The sequence below is a fragment of the uncultured Bacteroides sp. genome (assembly GCF_902491285.1).
Lineage (GTDB): Bacteria > Bacteroidota > Bacteroidia > Bacteroidales > Bacteroidaceae > Bacteroides.
Window position 1 is genome coordinate 60,185 of sequence record NZ_CABUHK010000010.1, and the last position, 22,939, is coordinate 83,123.

Below are 22,939 nucleotides of genomic sequence, written 5' to 3' on the forward strand. Positions count from 1 at the left end.
TAGAGATGAAACAAAATTTGGAAAAATTTATCCGGTATATAAGCAGGACTTATTTTAGTTACTGGATAATATGGGGAATTGACTTAGTCATTTCGGTGACTTCCACCTGTTTCACTTATTGGTGGATACATTGTCTTACGGGCACATTACTGAATGGTTGGGGAATGATTCAGGTCGGAACTTTAGCGGCAGTTGCTACTACGATAGCTTCCTATCTGTTTCACACATACCGTAATACTGTACGTTATTCTCAACTGCGCTGTTTATGGCCGCTCATTTGTAGCTCGTTATTTAAGATGGCATGTGTGGCAATTGCTGTCTTTACATTCTTGACTTCTGTCGGCTTATCGGCCAATCAGAAACTTTTGTTCATCCTATTTGACGGAATGTTGACTATCATTGCATTTGCTACATCCCGAATGCTGATGGTTATCATCTACGAGGCCTTGATAGATATGATGAACAAGGAGAATATGCGTATTCTGATTTATGGAACGGATGATAAAAGCGTAGCCTTAAAGACTCGTTTGCTGCATAGCTCTCATTATAAAGTTGTAGGTTTTTATTGTTATGGCACTATCTATAAGCATCGTCGTCTGGCCGAATTGCCTATCTATTATTTTACGAACGAGCAGACTTTCCAGCAACTAGTCTATAAACGGCATATTCAAGGTATCCTGTTTGCTCACAATGAGTCGACCCGTGCGGAAGAGACCCGTTTGCTTCAATACTGCAAGGATAACCATATAAAGACTCTCATTGCTCCTTCTATCAGTGAGGCTGATGAAGACGGGAATTTTCATCAATGGGTACGTCCGGTAAAGATTGAAGACTTGTTGGGACGCCCTGAGATTAATATCAATATGGGTGAAGTCGCTGATGAATTCAGTGGAAAGGTGGTCATGGTTACAGGAGCTGCCGGTAGTATCGGTAGTGAACTTTGCCGTCAATTGGCGCAGATGAATATCAGTAAACTGATTATGTTTGATTCTGCCGAGACTCCTTTGCATAACATTCGTCTTGAGTGTGAGCGGAAGTATCCTAACCTTGATTTTGTTCCGGTGATAGGAGATGTCCGTGTGATAGACCGCCTACGTATGGTGTTTGAAATTTATCATCCTCAAATCATATTTCATGCAGCAGCCTATAAGCATGTTCCGCTGATGGAAGAAAATCCTTGCGAGGCTGTATTGGTGAATGTCACGGGTAGCCGCCAAGTAGCTGATATGGCAGTGAAGTATGGTGCGGAGAAGATGGTAATGGTTTCCACAGATAAGGCTGTTAATCCTACCAATGTGATGGGGTGTTCCAAACGGTTGGCGGAAATCTATGTGCAGAGTTTGAGTTATGCCATTAAAGAAGGTAAGATAGAGGGTAAAACCAAATTTATCACCACCCGTTTCGGCAATGTCTTAGGCAGTAATGGCTCGGTGATTCCCCGCTTCAAGGAACAAATAGAAAATGGCGGTCCCGTCACCGTGACACACCCTGATATCATACGCTATTTCATGACTATCCCCGAGGCGTGTCGTTTGGTGATGGAAGCAGCTACTATGGGGGAGGGAAATGAAATCTTTGTATTCGAGATGGGTAAACCGGTGAAGATTGTGGATTTGGCTACTCGTATGATAGAGTTAGCGGGATATAAGCCGGGAGAGGATATTGAAATTCAATTTACGGGTCTTCGTCCGGGAGAGAAATTGTATGAGGAAGTTTTGAGTAATGAAGAGAATACGATTCCTACTCATCATAAGAAGATAAAGATAGCTAAGGTTCGAAAATATGAGTATGAGGATATTGTAGAGACATACGATGAATTTGAGAGATTATCTCGTTCTGTGAAGATTTGGGAGACGGTGAAGTTGATGAAGAGAACGGTACCGGAGTTTAAGTCGAAGAATTCGAGGTTTGAGGAGTTGGATAAGTAATGTTATTTGTTACTAATATATTGATATATTATTACTATAGATGAAATTTTTATTTGATCTTGATGGAACGGTCACATCTGCAGAGACTCTTCCTATTATTGCAGAACATTTTAACTGCAAAGAACAGATTGCAGAGTTAACCACTAAAACAGTAGCAGGGAATGTTCCTTTTATTGAGAGTTTTATTCGTCGAGTAAATATATTGGGTAAAAACTCGGTTAAAGAGACTTCTGATCTTCTTGCTCAGGTTCCTCTTTATCCAAGAGTGGCAAAATTTATTGAGGAACATAAAGAGGATTGTGTCATTGTTACTGGCAATCTTACTTGTTGGTGTGAAGGGTTATTTAAAAAGATAGGTTGTCAATGTTATGGTTCTGAGGCGGAATGCAACAATGACGAAGTCGTGTTGCTAAAAACTATTCTTAGAAAAGAGGCTGTTGTTGACCAATATAAGGCTTTGGGGGAAACTGTAGTATTTATTGGAGATGGAAATAACGATCTTGAAGCTATGCGCCATGCTAATATTTCTATTGCAGTGGGATTAACTCACAACCCGGCACAAAGTTTAATGGCTATTTGTGATTATGTTATTTATAATGAAAATGCATTAATACGACAGATGCGTCAACTTCTTGGACAATATAGCGATAACAAATCTGTGGTTATAAGCTGTGCTGGTATTGGAAGTAGGCTTGGGTTGGGGTTGACAAAAGCACTTGTGCAAATTAATGGCGATTCGCTTATTTCATGGCAATTAAAACTCTTTAAAGAAGTTGAAGACTTGCGTCTTGTCATTGGATTTCAAGGTGCAGAAATAATCGAAGAGGTTCGGAAGTACCGTGAGGATGTTATATTCTGTTATAACCATCGTTATTTTGAGACGAAAACAGGGGCAAGCTATTATTTAGGAGCTCGTCACGCAAACCGAGAGTCATTAGAATGGGATGGTGATTTACTTGTTCATCCAGATGATGTAAAAATGTTGTTGGCCACTCCTGGAGAATTTATTTGTTATGGTGATATTACCAGTGAGGATTCTGTATACGTACGTACCGATGAGAATGGTGAAGTCTTAAGTTTCTCTCGTGAAGGAGGGGATTACGAATGGACCGGACCAGCTTGCATGGATAAGAGACATCTTACGTATTGTTCACAAAATGTTTTTAATATGTTTGAACCCTTTTGTCCAATGAGAGGGATCAAGGTCAGAGCCTATGATATTGATACATATAGTGATTATATTCGAGTTTCAGAAATTACAAAAGATTGGAAGGTATGATTGGAATAATCGGTGGTAATGGTGTTGCTGCAACGAATAAGCTTAATTTGCTCATAGAAGAGCGGCTGACAAAAGAAGGGGCTTTTCGAGATGCTCATCATCCAGAAATAATAATTTGGCAAGCTACACAAGCTCCTTCCCGTAGTATGTATCTTGAAGGACATGGCCCTTCATGGATAGAAGATTATGTAGAAATAGGGAATAAGCTTAAGTCATGTGGGTGTGATGAACTTTGCATGTGTTGCAACACTGCGCATTATGCCATAGACGAACTTTCAGAAAGAATCGGGATTAAATTCATTAACCTTTTAGATCTTGTAGCGATGCGTTGTCATGATTTGGAAGTTAATAGAATTGGTATGATGTGTTCTGATGGTCTTCGTAAAGTGGGGCTGTACGAGAAGCGGTTTGCTATTTATGCTCCTGAGATTGAATTTGTATATCCTAATGAGGATTATCAGAAACTTGTTACTAAGGGTATTTGTAATGCTAAAGATAAGATTCGCTTTTCCAATCCTGAGGTAGAGGGTCTACATCCTTATAATTGTTTTGCAAAGGTTTGTGATCATCTTTTTTATGACAAAGGAGTCGATTGTATTGTAGCTGGTTGTACTGATATCTGTAATGTATATCCACAATCACAAGATAATTGTAATTACAAATATGTAGATAGCTTATGTGTATTGGCTGATTATATTGTTTCAGTAGCTCCTAGATACTTTTGATATGGGTTCTGTAAGACAAGAAACTTTGTCAGGTGTAAAATGGACTGCCATAGAGAATTTTTCAATACAAGGTATTCAATTCTTTCTAGGGCTTGTCATGGCTAGGCTTTTAAGTCCTTCTGATTATGGAGTCTTGGGAATGATAGGTATATTTATTGCTATATCCCAGACATTTATTAATTGCGGTTTTACCTCAGCATTAATTAGGAAAATAGATCGTACCCAAGAGGATTGTTCTACTGTTTTTTATTTTAATATCGTAGCTGCTTTATTTTTTTATCTTTTACTGTTTTTTACAGCTCCATATATTTCTTATTTTTTTGAAACTCCAGTTTTGAGGGTTGTTATAAGAGTTATTGCTATTAATCTTGTAATAGATTCATTAGCTGCTGTTCATAGAACTCAATTAACTATAAAAATTGATTTTAGATCTCAGGCTATAATATCTTTTATAACATGTATTTTGTCTGGAGTTGTTGGTGTATATTTAGCTTACAAAGGATATGGTGTATGGGCTTTAGTTTATCAGCAAGTAGCTGGAGCGATATTAAATGTCATATTGACATGGTATGTGTCAAAATGGATACCATCATTTATATTTTCTAAATCTTCATTTTGCGAGCTTTTTGCTTTTGGTAGTAAATTGTTGGGGGCTAATCTTCTTCATACTTTTTATTCTAATGTAACAACAATCGCGATAGGCAAATTCTATTCTGCAAAAGAACTGGGCTTTTATACTCGAGGAAACAATTTTGCAAGTTTGCCTTCGTCGAATTTGGTAGGTATTCTTCAACGAGTTACATTTCCAATTTTGTCCAAAATCCAAAATGATGAAGAACGTCTTTTGGGAGTTTATGACAAATATATAAGAATTACGTCACTTCCTGTATTTTTCTTGATGTGTTTACTTGTCAGTGTAAGTAAACCATTGATTTTGATATTGATAACAGATAAGTGGTATGATTCAGTTATTTATTTACAGATTCTATGTTTTGCGATGATGTTTGACCACATTACAACAGTGAATATGAATCTCTTGCAGGTAAGAGGGCGCTCCGATCTTGTTCTTAAAACAGAGATAATAAAAAAGAGTATCTCTTTTGCAATGATTATAGCCTCTATCCCTTTGGGGGTGATGGCCATTTGTATATCACGTGTTGTTTATACACAGATTGCAATTTTTCTAAGTACATACTACACAGGTAAAGAATATGGATTGAGTTATAAATCGCAGTTTAAGAGTTTTTTTCCATATTTTTTTTACGGAATTATAGCTATGTTACCATCGTTATTGCTTTGTACAACAGATTTATCTCCATATATTACTCTACCAACAGGTATTATAGTTAATACAGCTATATATTATTTTCTAATAAGAAAGGATTCAATATGGCTGGAATTGAAAGAACTTTTATTGTCAAAATTAAAATAGAGATGATGGAAATATTTCATAAGCTACATCTGTTTTTTGGGCGTTGTAAGGGTGATTTATATGCTATATATCGTTATTATGGCTATAAGATGACGATTCCTTATAAAGTATGGCGGATACGTCATAAACCTAAAATTAAGATTCTTTTTGTTGTCTCAGAGGTTAGCATGTGGAAAACAGAACGATTGTATAAACGTATGCTTGAACATGAACGCTTTGAACCTGTTTTACTGCCCGTTTCTGATTGTGTTAATCATGAAAGTAGTACTGAGGTCGAAAAGTATTTTGTATCAAAGGGGTATGCTTACGAAACTCTTTTAGAGGGAGAGACAATTCGAAATCGTATTTCTCCAGATATAATCTTCTATCAGCAAGCTTATTCGGGTGTAATAGAGAGTAAATACTTTGAAGGTGCTAATAGAAAGTCTCTTTTTTGTCATGTAAATTACTGTTTTCGCAATACAATAGCTAAAAGTACAGTGGATTTACCTCTTCTTAATATTGCTTGGAAGGTATTTTCTGAAAATGAAGTTTGTAGTAGAGAATTGGCACCATTGATGAGAAATAAAGGAAAGAATTTGGTTAATACAGGGCTTCCATTTATGGATGATTATTGTCAGGAAAAGCGAATCTATCCAGATAGGTGGAAACCACAAGAATGCATTAAGAAACGAATCATTTATGCACCACATCATTCTATATTAGACATAGACAAATTAGCATGGGGTTCTATTGTTGAATATGGAGACTTCGTACTTTTGATGGCAAAGAAATATTCACATCAAACACAGTGGATTTTTAAGCCACACCCATTTTTGAAATCTAAGTTAATTGAGGTTTGGGGGCATGAGCGTACTGAAAAGTATTATGACGAATGGAAATCGCTTTCTAATACACAAATTGAAGATGGGGATTATATTGATTTGTTCAAACATTCAGATGCTATGTTGCATGACTGCGGATCGTTTATGATAGAATATATGTATACTTTAAATCCGGTAATGTACTTATATGCGTCACGTCCGCAGAAAAAAATAACTCTTTCTTTGCTTTCGCAGGAATCTCTTAAAATGCACTATTCAGGTTACAGTTGTACGGATATTGAGTCTTTTATTATTGATGTGATAAAAGGTTATGATCCCATACGAACACAAAGGATAGAGTATTATAATCGGTGGTTAAAACCGCATGGTGATTCATCAATAAGCATTATTAATTCTATATTAGGTATTTAGATGGTTTTATTACTTATTTCTTTGGTAGTTATATCTTTATATGGCGTGAAATTTTCACATTACAATAAAGACTATATGTTGCCTCAAAATACGAATTCTATAAAAGGGGTATTTGCCATTCTGATTTTATTAACACATTTGCGAAGTTACATAGAAATACCTAATATAAATTTGAATACAGATTTTGAATATATACTTGATAGAATAGGGCAGTTAATGGTAGCTGTATATTTCTTTTATAGCGGTTTTGGTATCTTGGAATCTTATAAAAAGAATTTGAATTATGAGAAAACTTTTTTCAAGAGACGAATTTTGAGAACTTTATATCACTTTGACATAGCCGTTTTATTATATGTAGTGTTAGGTTTTTGTATATCTGATGTTAGACCTGTACTTAATTATTTGACATGTTGGATAGGTGCATCATCTGTTGGAAACAGTAATTGGTTTATCTTTGTTATTTTGATATTGTATGTTATTACAATTATCTCATTTAATATTGTAAAAAGAAGGTCTGTTTTTATAATGTGTTGTAGTGTTACTGTATTTTCTGTAATTTTATGGATCTTTTTACGATTATATTCTGCTGGATTTTGGTGGTATGACACCTTGATGACATTCTCGGCTGGTATGTGGTTCTCGTATTATTATAATCAAATAAATAGATTACTGAGCAATAGAGTGTGGTCAAATATTATAATCGTTGTTATTAGTGTAATTTTTGCTATTCACTATCATTATCATTGGGTCGATGTATATGGTATCACTGCATGTATGTTTGTGTATTTAATTGCTGCAATCTCAACAAAAGTTCATATTGGTAATACTATACTTACATGGTTGGGTACAAATGCATTCTCCATATATATTTTACAAAGATTGCCAATGAATATACTTCGATATTTCAATGTTACTGATAATTATGTACTTTTTACTGTATTATCAATACCTATGGTTTTAATAATGGCTCATATATATACTTTATTATTAAATAAACTTGATAAATATACTGTAGACTTATGAGTAATCCGTTCTTTTCTATAATAATACCATTATATAATAAAGGTAAGACAATTCGTGATACTTTGAATTCGATTCTTTGTCAGTCGTTTGTTAACTATGAGATTCTCGTAATTGATGATGGATCTACGGATAATAGTTGTGAGGAAGTTCTACAGATTGTTGATAAACGTATTATTCTTTTTACTAAAGAGAATGGCGGTCCTTCAAGTGCGAGAAATTATGGAATGGATAAGGCAATGGGGAAATATGTATATTTTCTTGATGGAGATGATAGGCTGACTTCTGATGCACTTTGGAATATGTACAAGGTTATTGGACAGAATTTAGAGCAATCATTATTTTGTTTTAATTGTTTCATTGTTAATGGTAATGATAGAAAATTGTCGACAGATAGTGCTAAATGTGGAGTTGTGCGTTGGCCCTTTGTACAATGGTTATTGTGTGATTTCTGTCCCAAGCCTGGAATGTTTGTATACAGAAATGGCACTATTGATTTAAGATTTAATGAAGATTTATATAGATATGAGGACACGAATTTTTTCTTTGAGTTAATGAGGACTAAATGTTTTTATTATTCAAGTTTACCTGTATTTGAATATAATCAAGAGACATTAGAAGGAAGTTGTGCTCGTAAAAATTGTGGGCAAGATTTTATTTGTAATTTACAGCCAGAGGGGAAGACGTTTTGGGAACGTTTATGTCTTTATAAATTATATTTGGAATCTTGTTCTTTATATCCTACAGTTTCATTGGAAATATATGGAAATACTTTTGATAAATTGTCCTACAAAATTATGTATTCTTTAATGATGAGATATCTTTCATTTAAATGGAGAAAGCGAAAATAATATGAGCAATGTAAAGTTGTCAATAATCACAATCTGTTACAATGATTGTAGTGGATTGAAAAAGACTGCACAATCTATAGTTACACAAACATATGTAAATGTTGAGTGGATTGTAATTGATGGTGGTTCTACAGATGGAAGTGTTGATGTTATCAATCATTATGAAAATAAAATATCTTATTGGGTTAGTGAACCTGACAATGGGATATACAATGCTATGAATAAAGGTCTTGAAAGGGTTACAGGAGAGTATATAATGTTTCTTAACTCAGGAGATTATCTCCTCAAAAATAATACTATTGAGAGTGTTATTCCGTATTTGCATGATAAAGATTTATATGTTGCTGACATCTGCCATGATATAGATAAAAAATGTACTCCTGGCTTCAAATTACCAGAAAATATTACAGAACAACAAATTTTATATCAGTTGATACATTTTACTTTTCCTCATCCTGCGAGTTTCTTTAAAAATAATTATTTTAAGCGATTTGGATGCTATGATGAAACGCTTAAGGTGGTGGCGGATTGGAAAGCATATATGTTAGGTGCGATTCTTGGGAATTGTAGTATTGAAATAATTCCTCTAGTTACAACAGTATTTGATACTACAGGTATAAGTAGTGTTGGTTTCCAATCGGATGATGAAAGAAAAAATGCGTTTTATGATATGCCTAGGTTAAATGAGCTTTTTTTATTCTATCGTAATTATTACACTCTTCAAACAGCTCTTCAGGATACTTGTATAGGACGTGGAATCGTTCGGCTGTATTATTTCTTTTATCGATTATTTAAATGACAATAAAAATTGGTTTATGATTAAGTTATTATCAAAATATAGGGCTGAACTCATGGGTATTTCTATGTTGATGATCATGCTTTTTCATACAGTGGGAGGACTAAGCGTTCCTGGTATTCCTTTTTTCAGACCATTTTGGTCTTTTGATTTTGGAGTGGAGTTCTTTCTCATTCTTTCAGCATTAGGCTGCACTTATTCTTTGGATAAAAATAATGATGTAATTGATTTTTATAAACGTAGATTAAAAAGAATCATTCCTACATTTATGATAATTGTAACATTAAAGTTTTTGATATTTGATGTTTTGATATACAAAACAATGAATTGGCAGGGATACTTGTGGGATCTTTTATTATTGTCGTTCTTTGATGGAAATATGACCTATTGGTTTATTTTGCATATATTGACTTGTTATTTGCTAACTCCTTATGTATACAAGAAAGCAGACTCTATGATTTTATGGGTATTTATAGCGATTATAACGTTTACTATATTTATTTATGGGTTTAATAATTTTCATGTGCAAAACGTTTCACTCTATAGATATCCTATATATTTTGTATCCTTAATTTATATTTTAAGTGCAAAGAAATCTGTTGATGGGAATGAAAATATGAATAGAGTACATTTGTTTTTGCTTACTGTGTTTGTAGTGCTTGTTTATATATTGGTAAATTTATATATTCATAATCCATATAAATATCTTGCGTATTTGGGCGTTTCAATTCCATGTTTGGTATTTGTCGCAGTATTAGTTGATAGGATAAAGAATAACTTTTTTCGTGGGATATTTAAATATATAGGTACTATAAGTCTTGAAATGTATTTATTGCATGGTTCTTGTCTCTTTTTGGCGGATATGATTGCGCCTAATAATGTAATATTTAGGTGGGCTTTCTCTTTTGTTTTAGCAATAACTTTGGCAACATTATTACATAAGAGTATTGTGTTTTTTAAATTGTAATTCAAAGAAATGATAAGTATAATTGTTCCAGTTTATAATGTGGCTAAATCAATAGAAACTTGTGTAAAAAGTATACAACTGCAGGATTTTACTGATTGGGAATTATTGCTTGTAAATGATGGAAGTAGCGATGATAGCTTAGCTGTGATTCAAGAGTTAGCACGAACAGACTCGCGTATTATAGTGATCGATAAAAGACACAGTGGGGTGTCCGATACTCGAAATCTTGCTCTTAGTAAAATGCGAGGTGAATATGTGTGCTTTATAGATGGGGATGACGTAGTCGAGCATAATCATCTGAGTAATTTATATTCAAGACGAGACTATGATATGGTTATTTGCGGTTATAAGGTTGATGAATATGCGCATGACGGAAATTTGATTAGAACAACAGAATATATACCAACACAAATTAAACTTGAGCAACTCTCAGTAAATAGAGAGAGTTTGAAACCATTATTTTTAAGTGGTATGATAAACATTAATTGCAACAAGTTATTAAAATCTTCTATCATCAGGAAATATAATCTTCAATATAACCTCATTTCTGTGAACGAAGATTTCTACTTCATGTTAGAGTATCTGTCTGTTGCGAATAATATTTGTACTATATCGAGTGCAAGTTACCATTGGATTAGAGTGCAAAATCGCCAAAGCGGTGTGGATTCATTACCTGATGGTCTATTGGAAATTTACACTAAAGCTCATGACAACATTATATCTTTTTTTCATAACGAGAAGTTAGCTGATGAATTAATGTATTATTCTTACTATTTCATAGTGCTTAAATATTGTAAAGCAATTGTAAATGGTGGGATAAAAAGAAAAATTGGTTTTGAGAAACTGAAAGGTGTAATGAATGACAGATATGTGAAGGCAGCATTTAATACGCGGCTGAATGCTTCAAAAGGAGAAAAATTAATGAACTTCCTTCTCAAAAATAATTTTTTTCAACTCTTTATAGCGTTAAATAAGCACATAAGAACGATATAATATGCAAATAACTGTATTAACGGCAACTTATAATAGAGCACATCTCTTGGGTGATCTTTATGAATCATTATGTAGACAAACATTGAAGGACTTTGTTTGGATTATAATAGATGACGGCTCATCTGATAATACCAGGCAGTTGTGTGAGAAGTGGCAACAAGGCAACAGCGGTTTTAAAATTGAGTATTATTATAAAGAAAATGCTGGGAAAAATCGTGCTATTAATTTGGGTGTAGCAAGAGTTAAAACTCCTTATACCATGATCATAGATTCTGATGACTATTTGGTGGATGATGCTATTGAAAAGATGAATAAGGCCATTGATAGTATCTTTGGTATGAAAGCCGTCGCTGGTGTCTCCGGTATGAGAGGCGAGTCTGTTATAACTTCTTTAAACCAACTTCAACAAGACTATATTGATGCATCGAATTTGGAAAGGAAGGAATTGGGAATCAACCGTGACTGTTGCGAGGTTTATAAAACAGAACTCCTTAGAGCACATCCTTTTATGCCATGGGAAGGTGAAAAATTCGTTCCAGAAGAAGTTGTGTGGAATCAAATAGCTTTGGAAGGCTATAAACTTAGATGGTTTAATTTTGTAACTTGTATTGTTCGTTATCAAGAAGAAGGATTGACTAAAGGATCATGGGGATTGTTGAAAAATAATCCGATGGGATATGCAATGATGTTTAATCATCGTCTTCTTTATGAGAAATCTTTTCAGAAAATGTGTTATTATACGATTCAAATGATTAGTTGCACTATATTGGGACATCATATGAATTACTTGTTGAAATCAAATAATAAGTTTCTGACGATGTTGCTATTCCCCATAGGGGGGGGGGTTGCTGTTCGAAGATATATGCAATTGGTGCGAAAAAGATAAGAATATTAAATTTGTAAACTTTATTGGATGATTCAACCTACAACGACAATCAAACGACTTGAATACATAGATGCGATGCGTGGCTTTACGATGTTACTTGTAGTATTAGGCCATGTAATAATGTATAGCTATCATGAAAGTGAGGAAACAATAGTGACATTTAATCAAGCGATAATATGTTTTCGAATGCCTCTTTTCTTTTTTATTAGTGGTTTTGTATTTTATAAAGCGACACGTGTTTGGAATTGGGAAACTATATGTAAATTTTTAAGTAAGAAAATGATGATACAGATTTTTCCTACATTGTTTTTCTTGATAATCTATGATCTCTTGTTTGATTATAATATTGTGGATAGCTTTCTAAGTGTTACAAAATATGGGTATTGGTTTACCATAACTTTGTTTGAGTATTTTGTATTTTATTCTGTATTATCTTTTTTGGTTGAAAAAAACAACTCCAAATGGATTGGAATAACAATATGGACATTCGCCTTGATAGGCTCTCTGTTTGCGGCTGAGTTATGTACACTTTTTGAAAATATAGTGCCTGTTGGGTGTTTTGAACTGCTTGGTATTAATCTAATGCGTTATTTCTGTTTTTTCTTTTTGGGTACATTAGTGAAAAAACACTTTGATTATTTTATAAAAAAGACAGATAGTGGTCTTGTGATGGGTTTTGTGATATTAGTGTTTTTTACAGAGATGGTTTTTGGAAAAAGAATTGATTCTGTGATAATGCCTGATGGAGGTGCGCCGTTTGTTCTTATCTATGAATTCCGGTTCTTATTGGCAGGTGTTTTGGGGATAATGATTGTATTTACCTTTTTCCGTAAGAATGAAAGTTCATTTACTCAAAATACACGGATGGGGAAATGTCTTCAATATGTAGGTAGAAGAACTTTGGATGTTTATTTATTTCATTATTTCTTTTTGCCGCGTAATTTGGAGATAATAGGTCAATTCTTTAAAGATAACACCAATCCTTCCATTGAACTTTTCGTTTCATTGTTGATTGCTGTTTGGGTTGTTCTTTTGTGTTTGTGTATGAGTAATATTTTTCGTTTAAGTAGTTTTATGGAGCATTATTTATTTGGTGTGAAGCGGAAACATATCGCCAAGTAAAAACGAATTTATGCGTAAAAAAATATTAATAGTCATAGAATCTCTAAGCGGGGGAGGGGCAGAGAAGGTGCTTGCCACGCTTATAAAACATATAGATAAGACATTGTTTGATGTTACAGTGTGTACTGTTGTTGACACAGGCAAGTATGTAGATGAGGTAAAGTCTGATGTGCGATATAAACCAATGATACAGAATTCGGATCGTATGTCTGTATGGGGGAAATTAGGATATGCGTTGAAATATAAACTTGTGTATAGATGGTTGCCAGTGTGTTTAGTATACAGGCTTTTTATTTCTAAAGGATGTGATGTGGAAGTAGCTTTTTGCGAGGGATTTGTAACAAAGATGTTGGCAAAATCAAACAATAAGAAAGCTAAAAAAATAGCATGGGTGCATACTGATTTAAAATATAATCCTTGGCCTCAGAAACAGGGTATATATAAGTGTGTAGAGGAGGAAACAGCTTCGTATAATGAGTTTGATAATATTGTCACTGTTTCAAAAACGGTAGAGAATTCTTTTAAAGAGGTTTATGGTCAAAAAAATAAGGTTTCTACTATTTATAATCCTGTTGATGTGGTTGATGTAAAGGTTAGGGGACAAGAAAGTATTGCTGAATTTGATAAAGGTGTGTTGAATCTTGTGACAGTTGGTCGTCTTGTCCCTCAGAAAGGGTATGATATATTGTTACGTGTAGTTAAGCACTTGAAAGAGGATGGATTTAATTTCAAACTTCGGATTTTGGGAGAAGGTGAACTCTACGGACAATTGTTTGCCTATATTGAAGAAAATAGTCTGCAAGATTATGTAGAGCTTGTCGGATTTAAGAAAAATCCTTATCCGTATATAGCTAATTCGGACTTGTTTGTGTGTTCGTCACGATCGGAAGGATATAGTCTTGTGATAGCAGAAGCATTAGTACTGGGCGTTCCTGTTATAAGTACCTATTGCTCTGGTCCCAACGAGTTATTGGAGAATGGCAAATATGGCATGTTAGTTAATAATAGCGAAGATGGTTCTTGTCTTTATGAAGGATTAAGGCTATTGATGATAGATAATGAACAGTTAATGAGGTATAGAAGGAGATCGGTAGAACGTGGTAATTATTTTTCGCTGATAAAGATAATGAGCGAAATAGAAAACTTATTTGGCTAATGGTAAAACAACGTACAATATATCTTGATGTAGTCCGAGTGGTAGCTTGCATGATGGTCATTGTGATGCACGCGCCGATATCTGGTGATGCTGCTGAAGGACATGGGCTTTTTTTGGTATTGAACAGCTATTTGACTACACCGTGTGTACCATTGTTTTTTATGGTAAGCGGGGCGTTGCTTCTTCCATGTGTGGAAGGTGTGTCTGCTATGTCATATTTGAAAAGGCGTTTAGGAAAAATAATCGGCCCCACAGTGTGTTTTTCGTTATTTTATTTGGTCAATAGTACTTCTTCTGTAAATTGGAGCTTTTCTCTTTTGTCAATGTTTTTTAGTGTACAGGGGCATGGTGTACTATGGTTCATGTACACTCTTGCTGGACTTTATTTGCTGGTGCCAATCTTGTCTTCATGGCTGAGGAAGGCATCAAGAAGAGAGTTGGAGTTTTATTTGGTATTGTGGTTTATAACGTTGCTTTATCCATACATAGCATTGTTCTTGGAAGTTAATGTGTCAAACACGGGTATGTTTTATTATTTTGCAGGATATGTGGGATATTTTCTGTTAGGATATTATCTGAATACTGTTGTTATAAAAAATAGCTACTTGGTTTGCTTTCTTGGCATGGCGATGCTCCCTTTGCCATTACTGAACAAAGTACTGGGCTGGAATCTTGATTTCTATAAAGCTTTTTGGTATCTGTCTGCACCAGTAGCGATAATGACAGCATCGTGGTTTATTGGTATCAAGCGCTTGTTTGCGCCAAAACGTATGTCTCATATAGTCGTTTCTGTGTTGGAACAAACAAATAATCTTAGTTTCGGTATTTATCTTATTCACATTTTTGTGATGCGTACATTATTGTGGAACTGGTCGATGATACAGGCTATAGGTAATTATTGTTTTCAAACTTTGATTGTTGCTGTTCTGACATTTGTAGGATCTTATGTAATTTGCTATTTAATTGCATTTTTGCCGTTTTCACAGTATATTATCGGTTACTCTATTCGGAAAAAATAAATAATTGGGATTTGATATGATACCTGCTGAATTTTATAAGTATATATATTTAATTCTGATTACCATTTTCACGCTTTTGTTAGTAAAGCAAAGGAATGATTTGACCCTTCGTGAGGGCATAGACAAAAGTGGTTGGCTTTGTGTCTTTCTCATATTGTTCATAGGTTTTCGACCTCATAGTGCTATTTTTGGTGATATGGCGAATTATGCAAATTGGTGGGGATTTTCTCCATGGAATGGTTGGAATTGGAATACTGAAAATAAGATTTTTGATAATATATATAGATTCATGGGAAGTATTTTTTCGGATGCTACCCCGTTTTTTGTTTTGATAGCAGCTATATATTTTATAGCTATATTAATAGCTTGTCGTAAATTGTTTCCTTCAAATACTTTTATCGTTTATCTTGTTTATTTAGCTGCATTTTCAACTTTCTCATATGCAACTAATGGAATCAAGGCTGGAGCTGCTGCCGCATTGTTTTTAGTGGCTCTTGCTTATCGAGATAAAATATTAATTTCTTTGTTATTTTTATTCTTATCATGGGGATTCCATCATTCTATGGTGTTGCCTGTTGTTGCCTATGTCGTTACATTATTTTTTAAGAAGAAAGAATGGTATTTTTATGGCTGGGGTTTCTGTCTATTGATAGCAGCGGGGCATATATCTTTTTTTCAACAGTTGTTTGCCGGTCTTTCTGACGAATCAGGTGCTGGTTATCTGACTAATAATACGACTGCTGAAGTGTTGTATGCGAAAGTTGGTTTTCGTATAGATTTTATAGTTTATTCTTTTATGCCTGTGTTGATGGGGTATTATGTCAAGTATAAATACAAAATGAAGGATGATTTTTATGACATGATGCTGAACATATATCTTACAACAAATGGTATTTGGATGTTGTGTATGTATGCAGAGTTTACTAATCGTATTGCTTATTTGTCCTGGTTTATGTATCCTATTGTGCTCATATATCCTTGTTATGCAATTAAGAACAAATTGCATCCGCTAGTTTTGAATAGGCAGAAAGTCGTGTTGTGTCATCTTGCGTTTACTCTGTTTATGGAATTAGTGTACTATGCTTAGACGATTGATATGAAAAAGCAGAAAATATTTGTAAACATCCATTATTTGGAGATTGGAGGCGCCGAACGTGCTTTATTGGGCTTGCTTTCTGCACTTGATCCAGAAAAAGTAGATATAGACTTGTTTGTAAATCAGCATACAGGCGAGTTTATGTCGTTGATTCCTAATTATGTACATTTATTTCCGGAAATATCAGAATATACCTGCATTGAGCGCCCTCTAAAAGATATAATAAAAGAAGGGCATATCGGTATTGCATTGCGCAGACTGTGGGCAAAGTGGAGGCACCAACTATATTCGAAGTCATTACCTATAGAAATACGGAAGCATGATTCCAGTATATTCCAATATATTGCAAATGCTGTCGAAGGTGCTTTACCATCTTTGGAATATTTAGGTGAATATGACCTTGCGATAAGCTTTCTACAGCCTCATAACATTGTTTTTAATAAAGTAAAGGCCAAAAAGAAAATATGCTGGATACACACAGACTATTCTACCATTCATGTGAACCACGATTTGGAACTGCCCGTATGGAATGCTTTTGATTATGTAGTTTCAATTAGTGACGAATGTACAAAAACATTTTTGCAGACATTTCCTGAATTGAAAGATAAAATTGTGTTGGTCGAAAATATCCTTGCCCCTTTCTTTGTGCGTCAGCAAGCGGAACTGGAGGATGTGTCGAACGAAATGCCAGATGAATTAGGGGTAGTGAAGATTCTCACCATAGGTCGTTTTTCTCCTCCCAAAAAAATAGAAGGTATTCCACATATTTGTGCCGAGATGGAACGGTTGGGAGTGGACTTTAAGTGGTACATCATAGGTTATGGTTCCAACACAAAGATTCAAGAAGCTTTGAATAAATATAACATGTACCACCGTATGATATTGTTAGGTAAGAAAACCAATCCATATCCTTACATAAAAGCGTGTGATATTTACGCTCAGCCCAGTATCTATGAGGGAAAAAGTGTAACTGTTCGTGAAGCACAGATATTGTGTAAGCCTGTAGTAATAACAGATTATCCTACTGCAAAGAGCCAAATAAAAAGTGGTATAGATGGAGTGATTGTATCACTTGATGAGATAGATACTGCAAAAGGAATTGCGGAGTTTATAAAAAACAAAAAGTTGAGAGAACAAATAGTAGAATATCTTCGTACTCATGACTTTGGTAATGAGAAAGAGGTGAATAAAGTTTATATGCTGATGAAATAGAGTCTGATTTCTGTATATATGTAAATACATCTATCTGCTTCTTTCAGGAACTTTTTGCCAGAATGGCAGATGAGTCAGGTACGGATTATCCCAATTAGGATAAAAATGATGATTGGGGAGGAAAAAGTGGCTTTCGGATAGACTTTGTAATATACTATAGTTATGGGATACTATGTAGAATTTAAATATCAATTAGAGGATAAGCTTTATGATATAATACTATATATGTGTTTGATTTTTAATGAAATATGGATACTTTGTATGTATGCACAGTTTACAAACTGCATAGTATACTTATTGTGGTTTACGTATCCAATGTTAATTTATCTATTTTATGCCATCATTAGTGTCCTGTTAAAATTAAATGAATTTAAAACTTTGTATTACAAGAGAGAAATATATACTCGGAAATGAAGAAGTTATGATTTTTCAGAATACTCAAAATGAGTTTGTAATTTCAAATCCGTTTTTTCGAAAAATTATTGTAATTTTCTGTATTTCTGCATAATACAAGGCTGTCTTAGAATTTTAATGGGACACTAGTGTTATGCCATTGCTAATGAGAATCATCCGTTAGTATTGGTACGGCAGAAGGTAGTATTGTTACATTTATCCTATTTATGGTTTTAATTTATTATGCTTAATATGATACCTAAAATAATTCATTACTGTTGGTTTGGCGGTAACCCGCTCCCTGAAGATGCGAAGAAATGTATTGCATCGTGGAAAAAATACCTACCTAATTATGAAATAAAGGAGTGGAACGAAAGCAACTTCGATGCCAATTGTTGTCCTTATGTGAAAGAGGCATATGAGGCCCAAAAATATGCTTTTGTAAGTGATTATGTACGCTTTTATGTACTTTATCAGGAAGGGGGACTGTATTTCGATACAGATGTAGAGGTTATAAAGAATATGGATTCTATAATTGTTGCTGGAAATTTCATGGGATTTGAGAAGAGTTTGGCTACGAAGCAACAAGAAGGTGGGATGAACCCGGTGCCTGGTCTTGGGGTGAACCCAGGGCTCGGTCTTGGAGTGAAATCAGGGCTCGCTTTGTTGGGTGAATTGCTTGACTTTTACAAAGCAAAAGAGCATTTTGCAATTGAAGACGGTACAGTGGTTGACTACACTACCAACCTGTTGCGAAAGCATGGACTTGTAGAGGAACATCGCATGCAGAAGGTTGCTGGTATAACGATATATCCGGCTGATTACTTTTGTCCCATGGATTCTACAACAGGTATCACGACTATAACTCAAAATACTGTCTCTATTCACCATTATTCATGCTCGTGGATAGACCACAATACTCTTAGTTGGCAATTGCATATTCTTAAAAATAAGCTTATCGGCTTGTTGGGTGAAAAATGGGTAATGAGGATCAGTAGAATATTAAAAAGATAGCTAATGAGTGAATCACCTCGCATAACTGTTATTATGGGCATATACAATTGTGCCGATACCTTGATTGAGGCTCTTGAATCATTAGAGGCTCAAACATATAAAAGATTTAAAGTTGTTCTTTGTGATGACGGTTCAAAGGATAATACGTTGGAAGTCGCACAAAAATGGGCGGAGACGCATCCTAATTATATTGTGATACAGAATGAATACAATATGGGGTTGAATGCTACGTTGAATCATTGTTTGGAGTATGTTGATACGGAGTTTGTGGCCCGTATGGATGGGGATGATCGATCGCTTCCGCATCGTTTTGAACAAGAGGTTAAGTTCCTTGATGAACATCCTGAATATGCTATAATTAGCGGTCCGATGTACTATTTTGATGAGCAGGGGGTGTTTATGAGTGGCAAAGGGAGTGGGGTTGTTACTAAACGGGATTTTATAGCTGGTACTCCTTTTTGTCATGCGCCTTGTATGATACGCAGAGAGGCATATAAGGCTGTAAAGGGATATTCGGTAGATAAAAAACTTTTAAGAATGGAAGATTATCATCTTTGGTTTAAGATGTATGCGGCTGGATACAGAGGGTATATGCTTGAAGAACCGATATATGAGATGCGTGATGATAGAAATGCTACGGTGAGACGAAATTGGATGACTCGCAAAAATGAAGCATATGTGCGATATGTGGGTTATAAGATGCTAAATTTACCATGGTGGGCTTATATATATTGTTTGCGACCTTTGGTTTTGGCTGTTATACCAGCTTGTTTATATAATTATTTGCATAAGAGAAAAAGATAAAAGAATTTATTTTTGAGCTAAAGTCGTATGGTTGATTATAATGTAAAAAAGAAATTTTTTATTACAACTACCATTCCAATGACATTGGGTTTCTTTAAAGGGCAGTGTAAAACATTAAAGGATATATATGATGTGTGCGCAGTATCTTCACCTCACAAGGAGTTAATGTCATTTGCTCAACAAGAGGGTATTAGATATAAGGCTTTAAAGATGGAACGGGATATATCATTTTTTAATGATTTATGTGCATTATTTAAGTGGGTATGGTTGCTTTCTGTTGAACGGCCTTATGTTGTGCATGCTAACACTCCTAAGGCCTCATTATTGGCAATGGTTGCTGCATGGCTTACATTTCGACCTATACGCATATATATGTGTCATGGATTGCGATACCAAGGCTGCACAGGTATGAAACGCAGAATATTGATGGCTATGGAGCGTATATCTTGTTTTTGTGCTAATCGTGTGATTTGTGTAAGCAATGGAGTACGCGAACAGTTTGCGGAAGATGGTATTTGCTCACTGAATAAGTCGAAGGTCATTATGTATGGTAGTGCAAACGGTGTAGATACTGAGTATTTTAATCCTGAAATAGTTGATGATTTTGCTGTAAGAACTCAATATAGCATAAAGGATAGTGATTTAGTTTGTGTATTTATAGGTCGTATGGTACGTGATAAAGGAGTGGAAGAACTGGTAGATGTTGTAACACGGTTGCATAACGATGGCTTTCCTGTAAAATTGTTGATGGTAGGTGGACGCGAGGAAAAGTTGGATGCTTTATCTGCCCGCATCGAACAATTGATAAAGGATGCTGAATATATTATCGAATGTGGTAGACAATCGGACGTTCGATCATTTATCAAGGCTTCTAAATTGCTTGTTCTTCCTTCTTATAGAGAAGGGTTTGGACAAGTGTTGGTGGAGGCGAATTCGCTTGGAATACCTGTAATAGCAAGTAGAATCATTGGATGTCAAAATGTAGTAAATGAGAGGGTAAATGGTTTGTTGTGTGAGCCACGGGACAAAGTATCGTTATATAATTGTATGTTTTCTCTTTTTAGTGATGAAAAACTTTATAAATCAATAAAATTACAATGTAGGCAATACACAATTAGTCACTTTGATAGAAAAATGGTAACAAAGGTGTATATTCAATATTATGCTTCGCTTTTGCAATAGTAAATATAGTGTTGAGTATTCTGCTTTTCAGGAACGTCTCGGCAGAGAATGTGAAATTTTTAGAATTATCAAATTTAAAATTATGACTAACGAACATGACATTCATGGTAACTTGCCTCAGATGATAGATTGTTATCTATTGTTGTTTAATAGAAAATGATAATTGGTAGAATAAATAAAAAATAAAGGATGAAAACAGTAATAGTTTTTGGTGCTACAGGAAATTTAGGAGCTTATGTGTCAGTCCATCTGAAATCTATAGGATATGATGTGATTGCTGTCGGACATCGTAAAGATGATAATGGTTTTTTTACTTCAAAAGGTATGAGGTATTACTCAGTAGATATAACAAAGCCTGCAGAGTTTAGACAATTGCCTATAAAGAATATTTATTGTGTGGCTCATTTTGCAGGAGAGTTACCTTCCCGTTATTCTTTTCATGCTAGTGAGCTCGTTCAGTCGATCACCATCGGAACACTTAATGTTTTAGAATATATGCGTTCATGCGGTTGTAAGAAAATAATTTTCCCGCAGACCCCTTCTGATATGTGTAAGTATCACAATAATGGCTCTATTATACCAGTAGATGCTCCTCGTCATTTTCCGCTTACTGGTGATCATAGTATATATACTATTGCTAAAAATGCGGCAGTGGATCTTATAGAGCATTATCATGCGGAATATGGATTCAGCCGTTTCATATTGCGTTTCTTCACAATCTATCAATATCATCCCAACGCTTACCACTATCGCGATTTCCAGTTTCATCTTATGCCATATCGTATGCTTATGGATCGGGCCTCAAAAAGTCTTCCGATTGAAATATGGGGCAACTGTAAGAAGGCAAAGGAAATGGTGTATATCAAGGATTTTGTTCGCGTAGTGGAGAAATGTGTTGAGTCTGACAAAGAAGGTGGTATGTATAATGTTGGTAATGGATGGCAAGTATCGTTGGAGGAACAGATAAAAGGTATCATAGAGGTGTTTTCTCCCAAAGATAATCCTTCTAAGATCATTTATTGTCCCGAAAAAACGGATCCTTTGGAGAATGCCTTTGATGTGAGTAAGACGTTCTGTGAGCTTGATTATAAGCCTGAATTCAGTTATATTGACCAACTTCGGGATTTTAAGAAAGAAATGGAAGAGGAGCCTATGGCTCAGTTATGGGGCGTAAAGACTGATTATCCCAAGAACTGTAAAAATAGATAAGATGTACGCACATTTTTTTAAACGTATAATAGACTTTTCAATAGCATTGGTAGTCCTTCTGCTTATCAGTCCTGTTCTGTTAATAATTACGATTCTCCTTTACGTTTTCAATGAGGGGGCTGGAGCATTTTTTCTGCAAGAACGTCCGGGATTGCATGGAAAGATATTTAAGATTGTAAAATTTAAGACAATGAATGAACGCAGGGATGCATCTGGTAAACTTCTTCCGGATGTACAGCGTATCACTAAGTTTGGTCGGTTTATCCGGAATACATCTCTTGACGAACTTCCGCAGTTGATTAATGTGCTAAAAGGTGATATGGCGCTTATTGGTCCTCGTCCGTTGCTGGTTAAATATCTTCCCCTTTATAGTAAAGAGCAAATGCGCCGTCACGATGTCCGTCCTGGTATATCCGGTTGGGCGCAGTGTCAGGGACGTAACTCCCTTTCGTGGACTGAGAAGTTTGTATTGGACGTATGGTATGTGGATCATATATCGTTGATGACTGATTTAAAGGTAATTTTCGTTACTATGAAAAAGGTGCTATGTCGTGAAGATATAAATACCTCTGATGCGAGTGCAACAGTTACAATGGAAGAATTCAATGGTTATAACTGAA

21 protein-coding genes are annotated in these 22,939 nt (G+C 34.9%); all 21 read left to right on the plus strand.

The genetic code is table 11. The features are described 5' to 3' along the window. Positions 1-5 precede the first annotated feature (5 nt). The 21 genes from RDN93_RS04295 to RDN93_RS04395 all read left to right on the plus strand — a co-directional run bounded on the left by RDN93_RS04295 (position 6) and on the right by RDN93_RS04395 (position 22,938). The gene (locus RDN93_RS04295) at positions 6-1,928 is read left to right on the plus strand and encodes a nucleoside-diphosphate sugar epimerase/dehydratase (protein WP_308744335.1); all 1,923 of its coding nucleotides are present in this window, start codon (positions 6-8) and stop codon (positions 1,926-1,928) included. A 40-nt stretch (positions 1,929-1,968) separates the two neighbouring features. Continuing rightward, positions 1,969-3,207, plus strand: coding sequence for an HAD-IB family phosphatase (locus RDN93_RS04300; RefSeq protein WP_308744336.1), 1,239 nt, complete (start codon positions 1,969-1,971; stop codon positions 3,205-3,207). Further along, positions 3,204-3,932: an amino acid racemase gene (locus tag RDN93_RS04305; protein WP_308744337.1), complete on the plus strand. Its 729-nt coding sequence runs from the start codon at positions 3,204-3,206 to the stop codon at positions 3,930-3,932. Before RDN93_RS04300 ends, RDN93_RS04305 begins: the two co-directional genes overlap by 4 nt. A gap of 1 nt (position 3,933) precedes the next feature. Further along, the gene (locus tag RDN93_RS04310; protein WP_308744338.1) at positions 3,934-5,364 is read left to right on the plus strand and encodes a lipopolysaccharide biosynthesis protein; all 1,431 of its coding nucleotides are present in this window, start codon (positions 3,934-3,936) and stop codon (positions 5,362-5,364) included. After that, complete coding sequence (locus tag RDN93_RS04315; RefSeq protein WP_308744340.1) at positions 5,322-6,599, plus strand: CDP-glycerol glycerophosphotransferase family protein; 1,278 nt, start codon at positions 5,322-5,324, stop codon at positions 6,597-6,599. The genes RDN93_RS04310 and RDN93_RS04315 overlap by 43 nt, the downstream gene beginning before the upstream one ends. Next, positions 6,600-7,622, plus strand: coding sequence for an acyltransferase family protein (locus RDN93_RS04320; RefSeq protein ID WP_308744341.1), 1,023 nt, complete (start codon positions 6,600-6,602; stop codon positions 7,620-7,622). Next, a complete protein-coding gene (locus tag RDN93_RS04325) occupies positions 7,619-8,470 on the plus strand; it encodes a glycosyltransferase family A protein (protein WP_308744342.1) in 852 nt (283 codons plus the stop codon). The genes RDN93_RS04320 and RDN93_RS04325 overlap by 4 nt, the downstream gene beginning before the upstream one ends. 1 nt (position 8,471) lies before the next feature. Continuing rightward, positions 8,472-9,269, plus strand: a complete 798-nt coding sequence (locus RDN93_RS04330; RefSeq protein ID WP_308744343.1) for a glycosyltransferase family 2 protein — start codon at positions 8,472-8,474, stop codon at positions 9,267-9,269. A gap of 16 nt (positions 9,270-9,285) precedes the next feature. Beyond that, the gene (locus RDN93_RS04335) at positions 9,286-10,233 is read left to right on the plus strand and encodes an acyltransferase (RefSeq protein ID WP_308744344.1); all 948 of its coding nucleotides are present in this window, start codon (positions 9,286-9,288) and stop codon (positions 10,231-10,233) included. Between the two features lie 9 nt (positions 10,234-10,242). Next, complete coding sequence (locus tag RDN93_RS04340) at positions 10,243-11,226, plus strand: glycosyltransferase family A protein (RefSeq protein WP_308744345.1); 984 nt, start codon at positions 10,243-10,245, stop codon at positions 11,224-11,226. Position 11,227: 1 nt separating this feature from the next. After that, entirely contained in the window at positions 11,228-12,112 is an 885-nt protein-coding gene (locus tag RDN93_RS04345; protein ID WP_308744346.1) for a glycosyltransferase family 2 protein, read from the plus strand. 27 nt (positions 12,113-12,139) lie between these two features. Further along, the gene (locus tag RDN93_RS04350) at positions 12,140-13,234 is read left to right on the plus strand and encodes an acyltransferase family protein (RefSeq protein ID WP_308744347.1); all 1,095 of its coding nucleotides are present in this window, start codon (positions 12,140-12,142) and stop codon (positions 13,232-13,234) included. Positions 13,235-13,244: 10 nt separating this feature from the next. Further along, entirely contained in the window at positions 13,245-14,390 is a 1,146-nt protein-coding gene (locus tag RDN93_RS04355; protein ID WP_308744348.1) for a glycosyltransferase, read from the plus strand. After that, entirely contained in the window at positions 14,390-15,409 is a 1,020-nt protein-coding gene (locus tag RDN93_RS04360; protein WP_308744349.1) for an acyltransferase, read from the plus strand. The genes RDN93_RS04355 and RDN93_RS04360 overlap by 1 nt, the downstream gene beginning before the upstream one ends. A 16-nt stretch (positions 15,410-15,425) precedes the next feature. Next, positions 15,426-16,496, plus strand: coding sequence for an EpsG family protein (locus RDN93_RS04365; RefSeq protein WP_308744350.1), 1,071 nt, complete (start codon positions 15,426-15,428; stop codon positions 16,494-16,496). Positions 16,497-16,505: 9 nt separating this feature from the next. Next, the gene (locus tag RDN93_RS04370) at positions 16,506-17,717 is read left to right on the plus strand and encodes a glycosyltransferase (RefSeq protein ID WP_308744351.1); all 1,212 of its coding nucleotides are present in this window, start codon (positions 16,506-16,508) and stop codon (positions 17,715-17,717) included. Between the two features lie 645 nt (positions 17,718-18,362). Beyond that, positions 18,363-19,124 (plus strand): glycosyltransferase, encoded by a 762-nt coding sequence (locus tag RDN93_RS04375; RefSeq protein WP_308744352.1) that lies wholly within the window; start codon positions 18,363-18,365, stop codon positions 19,122-19,124. Positions 19,125-19,127: 3 nt separating this feature from the next. Continuing rightward, positions 19,128-19,928 (plus strand): glycosyltransferase, encoded by an 801-nt coding sequence (locus RDN93_RS04380; RefSeq protein WP_308744353.1) that lies wholly within the window; start codon positions 19,128-19,130, stop codon positions 19,926-19,928. 27 nt (positions 19,929-19,955) lie between these two features. Further along, positions 19,956-21,110 carry a glycosyltransferase family 4 protein gene (locus tag RDN93_RS04385; RefSeq protein WP_308744354.1) on the plus strand — a complete coding sequence of 385 codons (1,155 nt, stop codon included), beginning with the start codon at positions 19,956-19,958 and terminating at the stop codon, positions 21,108-21,110. Between the two features lie 189 nt (positions 21,111-21,299). Beyond that, a complete protein-coding gene (locus RDN93_RS04390; protein ID WP_308744355.1) occupies positions 21,300-22,319 on the plus strand; it encodes an NAD(P)-dependent oxidoreductase in 1,020 nt (339 codons plus the stop codon). A 1-nt stretch (position 22,320) separates the two neighbouring features. Then, positions 22,321-22,938 (plus strand): sugar transferase, encoded by a 618-nt coding sequence (locus RDN93_RS04395; protein WP_308744356.1) that lies wholly within the window; start codon positions 22,321-22,323, stop codon positions 22,936-22,938. Position 22,939 lies beyond the last annotated feature (1 nt).